14 protein-coding genes are annotated in these 13,151 nt (G+C 71.2%); 9 read left to right on the top strand and 5 right to left on the bottom strand.

Annotated elements, in window-relative coordinates; genetic code table 11:
• The first annotated feature begins 27 nt into the window (after positions 1-27).
• The 3 genes from IE177_RS30755 (at position 28) to truA (ending at position 2,666) form a co-directional block, all read left to right on the top strand.
• The gene (locus IE177_RS30755; RefSeq protein ID WP_069171149.1) at positions 28-1,050 is read left to right on the top strand and encodes a DNA-directed RNA polymerase subunit alpha; all 1,023 of its coding nucleotides are present in this window, start codon (positions 28-30) and stop codon (positions 1,048-1,050) included.
• A 188-nt stretch (positions 1,051-1,238) separates the two neighbouring features.
• A complete protein-coding gene (gene rplQ / locus IE177_RS30750) occupies positions 1,239-1,739 on the top strand; it encodes a 50S ribosomal protein L17 (protein ID WP_190018753.1) in 501 nt (166 codons plus the stop codon).
• Positions 1,740-1,811: 72 nt separating this feature from the next.
• A complete protein-coding gene (truA, locus tag IE177_RS30745; protein WP_190018752.1) occupies positions 1,812-2,666 on the top strand; it encodes a tRNA pseudouridine(38-40) synthase TruA in 855 nt (284 codons plus the stop codon).
• Between the two features lies 1 nt (position 2,667).
• Here the strand turns inward: truA and IE177_RS30740 are convergent, their stop codons facing one another.
• Positions 2,668-3,552, bottom strand: a complete 885-nt coding sequence (locus IE177_RS30740; protein ID WP_190018751.1) for a hypothetical protein — start codon at positions 3,550-3,552, stop codon at positions 2,668-2,670.
• Positions 3,553-3,850: 298 nt separating this feature from the next.
• Here IE177_RS30740 and rplM point away from each other — a divergent pair, with 298 nt between their 5' ends.
• The 3 genes from rplM to glmM all read left to right on the top strand — a co-directional run bounded on the left by rplM (position 3,851) and on the right by glmM (position 6,380).
• Complete coding sequence (gene rplM / locus IE177_RS30735; RefSeq protein ID WP_143627871.1) at positions 3,851-4,294, top strand: 50S ribosomal protein L13; 444 nt, start codon at positions 3,851-3,853, stop codon at positions 4,292-4,294.
• Positions 4,295-4,336: 42 nt separating this feature from the next.
• Entirely contained in the window at positions 4,337-4,849 is a 513-nt protein-coding gene (rpsI, locus tag IE177_RS30730; RefSeq protein ID WP_004927169.1) for a 30S ribosomal protein S9, read from the top strand.
• A 172-nt stretch (positions 4,850-5,021) separates the two neighbouring features.
• Positions 5,022-6,380 (top strand): phosphoglucosamine mutase, encoded by a 1,359-nt coding sequence (gene glmM / locus IE177_RS30725; RefSeq protein WP_190018750.1) that lies wholly within the window; start codon positions 5,022-5,024, stop codon positions 6,378-6,380.
• A 33-nt stretch (positions 6,381-6,413) separates the two neighbouring features.
• Here glmM and IE177_RS30720 read toward each other — a convergent pair whose 3' ends face one another.
• Both IE177_RS30720 and coaA read right to left on the bottom strand, forming a co-directional pair.
• Positions 6,414-7,343 (bottom strand): DUF389 domain-containing protein, encoded by a 930-nt coding sequence (locus tag IE177_RS30720; protein ID WP_190018749.1) that lies wholly within the window; start codon positions 7,341-7,343, stop codon positions 6,414-6,416.
• Positions 7,344-7,376: 33 nt separating this feature from the next.
• Positions 7,377-8,345 carry a type I pantothenate kinase gene (gene coaA / locus IE177_RS30715; RefSeq protein ID WP_190018796.1) on the bottom strand — a complete coding sequence of 323 codons (969 nt, stop codon included), beginning with the start codon at positions 8,343-8,345 and terminating at the stop codon, positions 7,377-7,379.
• Between the two features lie 174 nt (positions 8,346-8,519).
• On the opposite strand from coaA, the gene glmS reads away from it, so the two are divergent.
• Entirely contained in the window at positions 8,520-10,367 is a 1,848-nt protein-coding gene (gene glmS, locus IE177_RS30710) for a glutamine--fructose-6-phosphate transaminase (isomerizing) (RefSeq protein ID WP_190018748.1), read from the top strand.
• 51 nt (positions 10,368-10,418) lie between these two features.
• Here the strand turns inward: glmS and IE177_RS30705 are convergent, their stop codons facing one another.
• Complete coding sequence (locus IE177_RS30705) at positions 10,419-10,871, bottom strand: hypothetical protein (RefSeq protein WP_190018747.1); 453 nt, start codon at positions 10,869-10,871, stop codon at positions 10,419-10,421.
• 257 nt (positions 10,872-11,128) lie between these two features.
• On the opposite strand from IE177_RS30705, the gene IE177_RS30700 reads away from it, so the two are divergent.
• On the top strand, positions 11,129-12,025 hold the full coding sequence (locus tag IE177_RS30700) for a MurR/RpiR family transcriptional regulator (protein WP_229816343.1): 897 nt from the start codon (positions 11,129-11,131) through the stop codon (positions 12,023-12,025).
• A gap of 158 nt (positions 12,026-12,183) precedes the next feature.
• Positions 12,184-12,738 (top strand): hypothetical protein, encoded by a 555-nt coding sequence (locus tag IE177_RS30695; RefSeq protein ID WP_190018746.1) that lies wholly within the window; start codon positions 12,184-12,186, stop codon positions 12,736-12,738.
• Between the two features lie 19 nt (positions 12,739-12,757).
• Here the strand turns inward: IE177_RS30695 and IE177_RS30690 are convergent, their stop codons facing one another.
• A complete protein-coding gene (locus tag IE177_RS30690) occupies positions 12,758-13,132 on the bottom strand; it encodes a roadblock/LC7 domain-containing protein (RefSeq protein ID WP_190018745.1) in 375 nt (124 codons plus the stop codon).
• Positions 13,133-13,151 lie beyond the last annotated feature (19 nt).

Raw genomic sequence — 13,151 nt, 5'->3', positions numbered from 1 at the left:
TCCACGAATGAAGGATCTGATCCACACATGCTGATCGCTCAGCGTCCCTCGTTGACCGAAGAGGTCGTCGACGAGTTCCGCTCCCGGTTCGTGATCGAGCCGCTGGAGCCGGGCTTCGGCTACACCCTCGGCAACTCCCTGCGCCGTACCCTCCTGTCCTCGATCCCGGGTGCCGCTGTCACCAGCATCCGCATCGACGGCGTGCTGCACGAGTTCACCACCGTGCCGGGCGTCAAGGAGGACGTCACCGACCTGATCCTCAACATCAAGCAGCTGGTCGTCTCCTCGGAGCACGACGAGCCGGTCGTGATGTACCTGCGCAAGCAGGGCCCGGGTCTGGTCACCGCCGCCGACATCGCGCCCCCGGCCGGTGTCGAGGTGCACAACCCCGACCTGGTCCTCGCCACGCTCAACGGCAAGGGCAAGCTGGAGATGGAGCTGACCGTCGAGCGCGGCCGCGGCTACGTCTCCGCCGTGCAGAACAAGCAGCTGGGCCAGGAGATCGGCCGTATCCCGGTCGACTCCATCTACTCGCCGGTGCTGAAGGTCACGTACAAGGTCGAGGCCACGCGTGTCGAGCAGCGCACCGACTTCGACAAGCTGATCGTCGACGTCGAGACCAAGCAGGCGATGCGTCCGCGTGACGCCATGGCCTCCGCCGGCAAGACGCTGGTCGAGCTGTTCGGTCTCGCCCGCGAGCTGAACATCGACGCCGAGGGCATCGACATGGGCCCGTCCCCCACGGACGCCGCCCTGGCCGCCGACCTCGCGCTGCCGATCGAGGAGCTGGAGCTCACGGTCCGCTCCTACAACTGCCTCAAGCGTGAGGGCATCCACTCCGTGGGTGAGCTCGTCGCCCGCTCCGAGGCCGACCTCCTGGACATCCGCAACTTCGGTGCGAAGTCCATCGACGAGGTCAAGGCGAAGCTGGCCGGCATGGGCCTGGCCCTGAAGGACAGCCCGCCCGGATTCGACCCGACCGCCGCGGCCGACGCGTTCGGTGCCGACGACGACGCGGACGCCGGTTTCGTGGAGACCGAGCAGTACTGAGCGCTCCGCGAGGAGGGCCGTACTGCGGCTGCGGGCCGGTCGTGGCCGGTCGCGCAGTTCCCCGCGCCCCCAGGGGCGCGGGCCCTCCGGGCGCCTGAAAGGCGCCCGGATCTTCGACAGACGACCGTCTGCTCGGATACTGACTCCGGTACCTGATACGGCCGGAGCAGACACACAGGAGAAGAACCATGCCGAAGCCCACCAAGGGTGCCCGTCTGGGCGGCAGCGCCGCGCACGAGAAGCTGCTCCTCGCGAACCTCGCGAAGTCGCTGTTCGAGCACGGCCGCATCACCACCACCGAGGCGAAGGCCCGCCGCCTGCGCCCGTACGCCGAGCGTCTGATCACCAAGGCGAAGAAGGGCGACCTTCACAACCGCCGCCAGGTGCTCCAGGTCATCACGGACAAGGGCATCGTCCACACGCTCTTCACCGAGATCGGCCCGCGGTACGAGAACCGTCCCGGTGGCTACACCCGCATCACCAAGATCGGTAACCGCCGTGGCGACAACGCGCCCATGGCCGTCATCGAGCTGGTCGAGGCGCTGACGGTGCAGCAGAACGCCGTGGGTGAGGCCGAGGCCGCCACCAAGCGTGCGGTCAAGGAGGCCGACGAGGCCAAGGCGCAGGAGACCGAGGCCACCGAGGCTCCGGCCGAGGAGGCCGCTGCCGAGGAGTCCAAGGACGCCTGAGGCACGCCCTCGCGCTGAGCGGGTCCGCCCCTTGTGGGCGGGCCCGCTTTCGCGTACTGAGAGGATTTCCACGTGAGCGATGAAGTACAGCCCGGCTGCGTCCGTGTCCGCCTCGACCTGTCCTACGACGGCACCGCTTTCCACGGCTGGGCCAAGCAGGCCGGCGGCAGGCGGACCGTGCAGGGGGAGATCGAGGACGCGCTGCGGACCGTCACGAGGTCCCGGGAGACGTACGAGCTGACGGTCGCCGGCCGCACCGACGCCGGGGTGCACGCGCGCGGGCAGGTGGCCCACGTCGACCTGCCGGAGGCGGTCTGGCGCGAGCACCACCAGAAGCTGCTCAAGCGGCTCGCCGGCCGGCTGCCCAGGGACGTCAGGGTGTGGGCGCTCAGGGAGGCGCCCAGCGGCTTCAACGCCCGCTTCTCGGCGGTCTGGCGGCGCTACGCGTACCGGGTCACCGACAACCCCGGAGGCGTGGACCCGCTGCTGCGCGGCCACGTGCTGTGGCACGACTGGCCGCTCGACGTCGACGCCATGAACGAGGCCGCGCGGGCGCTGCTCGGCGAGCACGACTTCGCCGCCTACTGCAAGCGCCGCGAGGGCGCCACCACGATCCGCACGCTCCAGGAGCTGAGCCTGGTCAAGGGCGCGGACGGGGTCATCACCGCGACGGTCCGGGCGGACGCCTTCTGCCACAACATGGTGCGCTCGCTGATCGGCGCGCTGCTGTTCGTCGGGGACGGGCACCGGGGGCCCGAGTGGCCCGGGAAGGTGCTGGCCGCCGGGGTCCGGGACTCCGCCGTGCACGTCGTACGGCCGCACGGGCTGACCCTGGAGGAGGTCGGCTACCCCGCCGACGAGCTGCTCGCCGCGCGCAGCAGGGAGGCGCGGAACAAGCGCTCGCTCCCCTCGGCGGGGTGCTGCTGACCTACTGGTGGTTCGCCGCCGCGGAGGCCTGGGCCTCACCGCGGCGGTGGATCTGGTTGAAGGCGAACTGGGCCAGGTCGTCACCGGCGCCGAAGACCTTGGTGTCCTTGGTGGTGACGTTCTTGCCGTTGGTGAAGCCGCTGATCGTGAAGTAGGCGTAGCGGCCGTACGCGTTGGTCGTGGTGCGGCAGATCGCGGCGTCGCAGAAGTTCTTGATGCCCTTGCCGGGCAAGGAGTGCACCAGGCTCTTCTTGCTGCCGGCCTCGGTCCTGGCCTTGGTGGCCTGGGCCTCGGTGTCGAAGACGGCGACGCCGACGGTGACCGCGATCCCGTCCTTCGCGTAGCTGGCGCGGATCAGGCGGGTGCAGCCGTTGGCCGTGAGGACCTTCGGCAGGTTGCCGCCGACGGCCGAGGCGCAGTTCGTGGTGTCGGCCGTGGCGCCCTTCCTGTACACCGTGTCGCCCATGGTCAGCCGCGTGCCCGGGAACAGGGTGACGGGGCTGAGCGGGGCGGTGTCCTTCTTGGCGCTGGATATGAAGTCCTTCGGGTCCAGCGGCGGCGGGGCGCTGGTCGGCTCGAAGGACGGCTCCGCGCTGCCCGAACCGGGCACGGAGGCGCTGGCGGGCAGGTTGCTGGGACCGGCCTGCGGGTCGTCGCCGCCGTTCGCGGAGACGACGGCCATCGCGACGGCCGTGCCGACCGCGACCGTGGCGAGTGCGCCACCGCCGATGAAGAGCAGCTTGCGGCGCTTGGTGCGGGTCTCCGAGGCCTCCGCGAGCGCGGCCCAGTCCGGAGTCCCGTCATCGCCCCCGCTGCTCCACGGCTGCTGGGAATTAGGTTTCCAGGGATCCCACTGAGACTGGGGTCCCCCCTGCCCGTAACTCATGGGGCGCATCTTAGACGGGGGGCGCGGGGTGCAGGAGCGCCGTTGCCCTCATGCCTCGTTTGTCCCGCGACATGAGGGGGAAGGGCCTCGTTTTGACCCGTCCGGGGGCGCCCAGGTAACCTGCTTCTTCGTTGTGTATTGGCTTGCTCATTCTCACGGGACGGGCCCTTACACCGGTCCACCGGGCCGATGACCAGCGACCAGCACGCGGTTTGCGTCACCGCTGTGCGGTCAGGGCTGTCGTGATCGTTTCGGTGACCTGTTCAGGACCATTCACTCGAAGCGAAGGCTACGAACCGTGCGTACGTACAGCCCCAAGCCCGGCGATGTGACGCGCCAGTGGCACGTCATCGACGCTCAGGACGTCGTCCTGGGCCGTCTCGCCACTACCGCAGCGACCCTCCTCCGGGGCAAGCACAAGCCGATCTACGCGCCGCACGTCGACGCTGGTGACTTCGTCATCGTCATCAACGCCGACAAGGTGCACCTCTCCGGCAACAAGCGCACCCAGAAGATGGCGTACCGCCACTCGGGCTACCCGGGCGGTCTGCGCTCCGTGCGCTACGACGAGCTGCTGGACAAGAACCCGGAGAAGGCCATCGAGAAGGCCGTCAAGGGCATGCTCCCCAAGAACTCCCTGGGCCGTCAGATGCTCTCGAAGCTGAAGGTCTACAAGGGTGACCAGCACCCGCACGCTGCCCAGCAGCCGGTGCCGTTCGAGATCACCCAGGTCGCGCAGTAAGTCCGGCCACCCCCTAAGACTGAAGAGAATCTGAGGAGAATCGTGGCCGAGACCACTGCCGAGCAGCCGCTCGAAGAGCTTGACATCGACAGCTACACCACCGAGTCCGAGGTCCCCGTCGAGGGCGAGTACACCTCGGAGTCCATGGCCTCCCGCTTCGGCGAGCCCCAGCCGGCCGCCGGCCTGGGCCGCCGCAAGAACGCCATCGCCCGCGTCCGGATCGTCCCGGGCACCGGCAAGTGGAAGATCAACGGTCGCACCCTCGAGGACTACTTCCCGAACAAGGTGCACCAGCAGGAAGTCAACGAGCCCTTCAAGGTGCTCGAGCTCGAGGGCCGTTACGACGTCATCGCCCGCATCGCGGGTGGCGGTGTCTCCGGTCAGGCCGGTGCGCTCCGTCTCGGTGTCGCCCGTGCGCTGAACGAGGCCGACGTCGACAACAACCGCGGCCCGCTGAAGAAGGCCGGCTTCCTCAAGCGCGACGACCGTGCGGTCGAGCGCAAGAAGGCCGGTCTGAAGAAGGCCCGCAAGGCTCCGCAGTACAGCAAGCGCTAATCACAGCTGCCTGCTCGTACTCCGAACGCCCCGGCGGCACGCCACTGTGCTGCCGGGGCGTTCGTCTATCCCAGCCCAAGGGCGTATAACGGCACAAGACGCTCAAAGGCTAGTGTGATGGGATGTTCAGGCGGCGACCGCCATCGCAACTGACAGCTCCTCAGGAGGACAAGTGGGACGACTCTTCGGCACGGACGGCGTGCGCGGTGTCGCCAACGCGGATCTGACGGCCGAGATGGCCCTCGGCCTCTCCGTCGCCGCGGCGCACGTGCTGGCCGAGTCGGGCACCTTCGAGGGCCACAAGCCGACGGCGGTGGTCGGACGGGACCCACGCGCGTCCGGGGAGTTCCTGGAGGCCGCCGTGGTCGCGGGCCTCGCCAGCGCGGGCGTGGACGTGCTCAGCGTCGGCGTGCTGCCCACCCCGGCCGTCGCCCACCTCACCGGCGCGCTCGGCGCCGACCTCGGCGTGATGCTCTCCGCCAGTCACAACGCCATGCCGGACAACGGCATCAAGTTCTTCGCCCGCGGCGGGCACAAACTCGCCGACGAGCTGGAGGACCGGATCGAGGCGGTCTACGAGTCGCACCGTCACGGCGAGCCCTGGGAGCGGCCGACGGGTGCCGGGGTCGGCCGCGTGCGGCCGTACGACGAGGGCGCCGAGCAGTACATCGCCCACCTCCTGTCGGTGCTGCCCAACCGGCTCGACGGACTGCGGATCGTCCTGGACGAGGCGCACGGCGCGGCCTCGGGCGTCTCGCCGCAGGCGTTCTCCCGCGCGGGCGCCGAGGTCGTCACGATCGGCGCCGAGCCGGACGGGCTCAACATCAACGACGGGTGCGGCTCGACCCACCTGGGCAAGCTGAAGGCCGCCGTCGTCGAGCACGGTGCGCACCTCGGCATCGCGCACGACGGCGACGCCGACCGGTGCCTGGCCGTGGACCACACCGGCGAGGAGGTCGACGGCGACCAGATCCTCGCCGTGCTCGCGCTGGCGATGCGGGAGCGCTCCGAGCTGCGGGCCGACACGGTCGTCGCGACCGTGATGTCCAACCTCGGCTTCAAGCTGGCGATGGAGCGGGCGGGCATCCGGTTCGTGCAGACCGCCGTCGGCGACCGGTACGTGCTGGAGGAGATGAAGGCGCACGGCTACGCCCTGGGCGGCGAGCAGTCCGGGCACGTGATCGTCCTCGACCACGCGACGACCGGTGACGGCACGCTGACCGGCCTGCTGCTGGCGGCCCGGGTCGCCCAGACCGGGCGGTCCCTGCGGGAGCTGGCGTCCGTCATGGAGCGGCTGCCGCAGGTGCTGATCAATGTGCCGGACGTGGACAAGTCCCGGGTGAAGACCTCCGCCGACCTGGCCACCGCCGTCGCCGAGGCCGAGCGTGAGCTGGGCGGGACGGGCCGGGTGCTGCTGCGGCCCTCGGGCACCGAGGCGCTGGTGCGGGTCATGGTCGAGGCCGCTGACATCGAGCAGGCCCGCTCCGTCGCCGGCCGGCTGGCGGACGCCGTGAAGTCGGCGCTGGGCTGAGACCCGGGTGCGGGGCGCACCGGCGCCCCGCTCTCAGGCCCGCTGTCGCCGCCGTTTCCAGAAGTGCTTCTGGGCCAGCAGCGTGAGTGTTCCGGCGACGACGATGCCGAGCAGGTTGAGCAGCAGCTGTTCGGAGGAACGCACGGCCTGGTGGGTGTCGCCGTAGACGAGTGCCACGGCCGCGTTGGCGGCGGCGGGCACGGTCGTCACGGAGATGGCGACGCCGACGAGGGCACCGGACTTGGCGGACGTCAGCGACAGGGTGCCGGCGATCCCGGCGAGCACGGCCACGACGAACGAGAACCAGTCCGGGGCGTAGATGAAGCCGGTGTTGGGCCGGTCGGCCTCCAGCCGGTCCTTGCTGAACAGCCCGACCGCGTCCATGAACAGGCTGAACGCGGACGTCAGCGCCATGGCGGCCGCGAAACCCACCAGCAGCGCGATCACCGACCGCCAGGCCAGACGCGGGTGCCGCTGCACCAGCGCCGTGGAGATGCCGGCCAGCGGGCCGAACTCCGGGCCCACCGCCATCGCGCCCACGATCAGCACGGCGTTGTCCAGCACCACGCCGCAGGCCGCGATCATGGTGGCCAGGGTGATGAAGGCCACGTAGGTGACCGACAGCGTCGACTCCTCGTGGGTCGCGTCGGTCAGGCCCTCCCACAGCACCGCGTCCGCGCCCTCACCCGGGGCCTCCCGCTCCGCTTCGTCCGCCCGCCGGGACAAGGAGAGGTCGACGGTCTCCACCGCGATGGACCCGGTCCGGTCCAGTCCCAGTTCGCGCAGCGAGGTGAGCAGTTCGTCGCCCGCCTCGCGGGCCACGTCGCACAGCACGACGTCCCCGGCGGGATCGCGGGCGGCTCCCGGCAGGACCACGAGGTGTGCGGTGCCGACCGTCTTGTCGATCAGGCGCACCACCTCGTCCGTCGTCCCGGCCGGGGTGATCAGGCGCAGATGCAGCATGACGCCCTTTCTAACAGCCCCGGCAGGGACACGTCACAGCTTGCGCAGGCGTAGCCGCTGCACCTTGTGGTCGGCGCCCTTGCGCACGATGAGGGCGGCGCGGCCGCGGGTGGGGGCGATGTTCTCGGTCAGGTTGGGCTTGTTGATCGTCCGCCACTGGCTGCGGGCGTAGTCGAGGGCCTCCTCCTCGGAGACCTGGGTGTACTTGCGGAAGTACGAGTTCGGGTTCTGGAAGGCCGTTCGGCGCAGTTTCCGGAAGCGGCTGAGGTACCAGCGCTCGATGTCCTCGGCGCTCGCGTCGACGTACACGCTGAAGTCGAAGTAGTCGGCGAGACCGACCCGGGTGCGGCCGTCCTTGCCGGGCAGGGCGGGCTGCAGGACGTTCAGGCCCTCGACGATCAGGATGTCCGGGCGGCGCACGGTGAGCTTCTCGCCGGGGACGATGTCGTAGATGAGGTGGGAGTAGACGGGCGCGGAGACCTCGTCCTTGCCGGCCTTGATGTCGGCGACGAAGCGGGTGAGGGCCCGGCGGTCGTAGGACTCGGGGAAACCCTTCCGCGACATCAGGCCGCGGGCCTCCAGCTCCCTGGTGGGCAGCAGGAAGCCGTCCGTGGTGACCAGCTCCACGCGCGGGTGTTCGGGCCAGCGGGAGAGCAGGGCCTGGAGCAGCCGGGCCACGGTGGACTTGCCCACGGCCACGGAGCCGGCGACCCCTATGACGAACGGGGTGCCGGACTGGGAGCCCTTCTCCCCGAGGAACGTGTTCAGCGCGCCCCGCAGACCGTCGGTGGCGCCGACGTAGAGATTGAGGAGCCGGGAGAGCGGCAGGTAGATGTCCCGCACCTCGTCGAGGTCGATGACGTCGCCGAGGCCGCGGAGCTTCTCCACCTCCTCGGCGGTGAGCGGCAGCGGCGTCTTGTCGCGCAGCGCGCTCCACTCGGCGCGGGTGAGGTCGACGTAGGGAGTCGCCTCCGGCCTGTGCCGGTGGGCGCTCCGGGGCATCGAGGAGACCGGTGAGATCACAGTCCATTGTTAACGGAGTTTGAACGGGACGGCGGGTGGGCTCCGTCACGCACCCGTACCGGCCGGAAGCCGCCTTCGTACGGCGGTGGGAATTTCCGCTTTCGGGCAGACGGAGCCCTGTTCGGGGCGTCGGCGCGCCGTAGGCTGCCGCTCATGTGCGGAATCGTGGGATACGTAGGGTCGCAGTCGGCGCTCGATGTCGTGATGGCCGGGCTGAAGAGACTGGAGTACCGCGGGTACGACTCGGCGGGCGTCGCCGTGCTCGCGGACGGCGGGCTGGCCGCGGCCAAGCGCGCCGGCAAGCTGGTCAACCTGGAGAAGGCCCTGGTCGAGCGGCCGCTGCCGACGGGCTCGACGGGCATCGGCCACACGCGCTGGGCCACGCACGGCGGCCCCACGGACGCGAACGCGCATCCGCACCTGGACAACGCCGGCCGCGTCGCGGTGGTCCACAACGGCATCATCGAGAACTTCGCGGTGCTGCGGGCGGAGCTGGCCGAGCGGGGCCACGAGCTGGCCTCCGAGACGGACACGGAGGTGGTCGCCCACCTGCTGGCGGAGGAGTTCTCGGCGACCGCCGACCTGGCGGAGGCGATGCGGCTGGTGTGCCGCCGGCTGGAGGGCGCGTTCACGCTGGTGGCGGTGCACGCCGACGAACCGGACGTGGTCGTCGGCGCGCGGCGCAACTCCCCGCTGGTGGTGGGCGTCGGCGAGGGCGAGGCGTTCCTGGCCTCCGACGTCGCCGCGTTCATCGCCCACACGCGGTCGGCGATCGAACTGGGCCAGGACCAGGTGGTGGAGCTGCGCCGCGACGGCGTCACCGTGACCGGCTTCGACGGCCGCCCGGCCGACGTCCGCTCCTACCACGTGGACTGGGACGCCTCCGCCGCGGAGAAGGGCGGCTACGACTACTTCATGCTCAAGGAGATCGCCGAGCAGCCCAAGGCGGTCGCCGACACGCTCCTCGGGCGGATCGACCCGTCCGGCTCGCTGACCCTGGACGAGGTGCGGATCAGCCCCTCCGAGCTGCGCGAGATCGACAAGGTCGTCATCGTCGCCTGCGGTACGGCCTTCCACGCCGGCCTGATCGCCAAGTACGCCATCGAGCACTGGACGCGCATCCCGTGCGAGGTGGAGCTGGCCAGCGAGTTCCGCTACCGGGACCCGATCCTGGACGGGCGGTCGCTGGTGATCGCCATCTCCCAGTCCGGCGAGACCATGGACACCCTCATGGCCCTCAGGCACGCCCGCGAACAGGGCTCCAAGGTGCTGGCGATCTGCAACACCAACGGCTCCACGATCCCGCGCGAGTCGGACGCGGTGCTGTACACGCACGCGGGCCCGGAGGTCGCCGTCGCCTCCACGAAGGCCTTCCTCACCCAGCTCGTCGCCTGCTACCTGGTGGCCCTGTACCTCGGGCAGGTCCGGGGCACCAAGTGGGGCGACGAGATCCAGGCGGTCATCAGGGACCTGTCCCGCATCTCGGAGGAGGTCGAGCGGGTCCTGGAGACGATGGAGCCGGTACGGGCCCTGGCCCGCACCCTGGCCACCAAGAACACGGTGCTGTTCCTGGGCCGGCACGTGGGCTACCCGGTGGCCCTCGAAGGCGCGCTCAAGCTCAAGGAGCTGGCCTATATGCACGCCGAGGGCTTCGCGGCGGGCGAGCTCAAGCACGGGCCGATCGCGCTGATCGAGGAGGACGTGCCGGTGGTCGTGGTCGTGCCGTCGCCGCGCGGCCGGTCGGTCCTGCACGACAAGATCGTCTCCAACATCCAGGAGATCCGGGCCCGGGGCGCCCGTACGATCGTGATCGCGGAGGAGGGGGACGAGGCGGTGGTCCCCTACGCCGACCATCTGATCCGCGTCCCGGTGACGCCGACGCTGCTGCAGCCGCTGGTGGCGACGGTGCCGCTGCAGGTCTTCGCGTGCGAACTGGCCACCGCCCGGGGCAACGAGGTGGACCAGCCGCGCAACCTGGCGAAGTCCGTGACCGTGGAGTGAGGCCCGGACGGGCGAGCGCGCCGGCCGCGCCGGCCACCGCGGCCGGTGCGGTCAGTCGTCCTCGGCGGGCCGGTCCCGGGTGGTGTGCCGGCCGGCGAACAGCTCCGGGTTGAGCCGGACGGCCTGCACGACGTTGACGCCGACGATGCCGAGCCAGGCCACCACGAGGCCGGCCAGGCCGGCCAGGGCCGCGGCGATCGAGGACAGCGGGATCGCGAGGACCAGCGTGATCAGGGCGAACCCGTACCGCTCGGCCCAGGAGTCGGCCGGTTTCGGCCGCCGGCTCCCGCGTGCCGCGGCCATCTGCTCCTCGGCCAGGTGCCGCCGGACCCGCCGGTCCACCATGTCGTCGATGCGCCGCCCGACCTGCTCCAGGAAGGAGTCGGCCAGCGCGGAGTCGTACTCCTCGCCCAGTTCCGCGCGTGCCCGCACGGTGGCGTCGAGGTCCTTCCTCAGGTCCGGGTCCTTCGTGAGGTCGACGTCCCGGGGGTCCAGTGCGCTCATGCAGGCCACCTTAGGGAGCGGGCGGACCCCGGCGCACTGGGGACAACCCCCCTGTCCGGGGCGGACGCCCCTTGCCCGGATGCATAGAGTCATGCAGAGTTCATGGTGTCTGAATAGGTTCCGGGAGGAGGCCCGATGCCGTTCCGCACCGCTGTACTCTCCCGGAGCACCGGGGTACGCGCGGCCTGCGCCCCGCCCGCCGAGGGGCAGATTCCGCCGCTCGACCGGCCGACGGACATCTGGAGGGGGAGCGCGTCATGAGCGTGGACAGGAGTACGGCCGCGACGGCCGCCGGGACGTCCGCCGGGACGTCCGGTGCGGCCGACAGCCCGGCCACCCGGCTCCAGGCGCTGTTCGAGGGCCACCGGCTCACGCCGACCCAGCGCCGCATCGCGCACAGCATGGTGCGCCGGGCCGCCGACGTGCCCTTCCTGTCCAGCGTGGAGCTGGCCGAGCTGGCCGGGGTCAGCCAGCCCTCGGTGACCCGGTTCGCGGTGGCCCTGGGCTTCGACGGCTATCCCGCCCTGCGCAGGCACCTGCGCGAGGTCGTCCCGGCCGAGCCCACCGCCGGGGCCGGCGAGTACAACGAGTACCAGCAGGCCGTCGAGGCCGAGATCGAGAATCTCCGGCACCTCGCCGAGCTGCTCGCCGACCCCCGGCCGGTGCAGCGGGCCGGCCGGATCCTCGCCGCGTCCCGGCCGCTGCCGGTGCTCGGGCTGCGCGCCGCCGCATCCCAGGCCTACGGCTTCGCGTACTTCGCCGCCAAGGTCCACCCGGACGTCCGGCTGCTCAACGAGGGCGGCACGATGATCCACGACCGCATCGACGCCGCCGTACGCGCGGGCGCCTCCGCGCTGCTGTGCTTCGCGCTGCCCCGGCATCCGCGCGAGGTCGTCGACACCCTCGCCTACGCCCAGGACGCGGGCCTGACCGTCGTCACGGTCGCCGACTCGGCGTTCGCGCCGGTCGCCAGGCACTCCGACCTGCTGCTGCCCGCCGCGGTCGGCACCGGGCTGGCCTTCGACACGGCGTGCGCGCCGATGCTGCTCGGCCGGGTGCTGCTGGAGGCGCTCTGCGACGACCTGCCGGACGCCCAGGCCCGCCTGGAGGAGTTCGACGCGAAGGCGTCCTCGCGCGGCCTGTTCGTGGAGTGACGCGGGGGCGCTCTCATATTCGTCTCACGTTCTGCCGCTAGCTTCCCTGCCCGACAGGGGTGTTGGGCACGGACGTGACACGGGAGGCCGACGTGGCGCGCGCGGAACGTGGAGAACGCGCAGGGCGTGGAGGACGAGGAGGACAGGGACTGGCCCGGGTGGCCGTCGTGGTACGGGCCGGGGCCGCACCGCTGTGGTGGCTCGGGGTGTTCGCCGCGGGGACGGGTGTGCTGGTGCCCGGCGTGACCGGACGCCGGATCGGTGTGCTGACCGGCGCCGCGCTGTTCCTGGTGGGCGGGGCCGCAGCGGCGCTGGTCCGGCGGCGCCGGTACACCGCGCTGCTGCGCGGGGTGGTACGCGCGGGCAGGTACGACGTACTGCAGGACCGGGCGGTGACCGTGCGCAACTGGCGCCGGGGGCACCGCTGGTGGCTGCTCCTGGCCTTCGTGGCCGCGCTCGGCGGCTCCCTCGCCGTGCCCGCGGCGGGCGGCATGCTGCTGGCCGGGCTCGGTGCCGGGCTCCGGCTGAAGGCCGCGTGGCTCGGACGGCGCGAGCGGGCCGGGCAGACGCTGCTGTGGGTGCGGGTCGACTGGCTCGACCGGTGTGGCGGCGGCCCGGCGGGCAAGGCCGTCAAGGGGCTGCGCGGCACGGGCGTCGCGGCCGGCGACGCGGCCCCGGGCGGGGCCCGCCGCCGTACCGCTGCCCCGGTCTGACGCCGTCCGGCGGGCGGCCTCAGACCTCCAGCTCGGCCTCGATCCGCTTCAGCTGGTGCCGGGCCATCGCCAGGTTCGCCCGGGCCGCGTCGAGGACCAGGTAGAGGAAGAGGCCGTTGCCGCCGCGGCTCTTGAGCAGGCGGATCAGGTGGTACTGGTCCGAGAGGGTGATGAGGACGTCCTCGATGTCGCCCTTGAGGCCCAGCATCTCCATCGTGCGCATCTTGGCGCGGATCACGTCGGTGTTGCCGGCGGCGGCCACGTTCAGGTCGAAGGTCTTGCTCCCGCCCATCGTGCCCAGCGCCATGCCGCTGGTGTAGTCGACGAGCGCGACCCCGGTGGCGCCCTCGATGGAGGTGAGGGCTTCCTTCAGCGCGGTCTCGGTGTTGGCCATGGCGGTTCCTCCCGGAGGG

Source organism: Streptomyces lucensis JCM 4490 (genome assembly GCF_014650035.1).
Taxonomy (GTDB): Bacteria; Actinomycetota; Actinomycetes; order Streptomycetales; family Streptomycetaceae; genus Streptomyces; species Streptomyces lucensis.
Note: the sequence above shows the minus strand (reverse complement) of the source record. Positions and strands in the feature narration are given on the sequence as shown.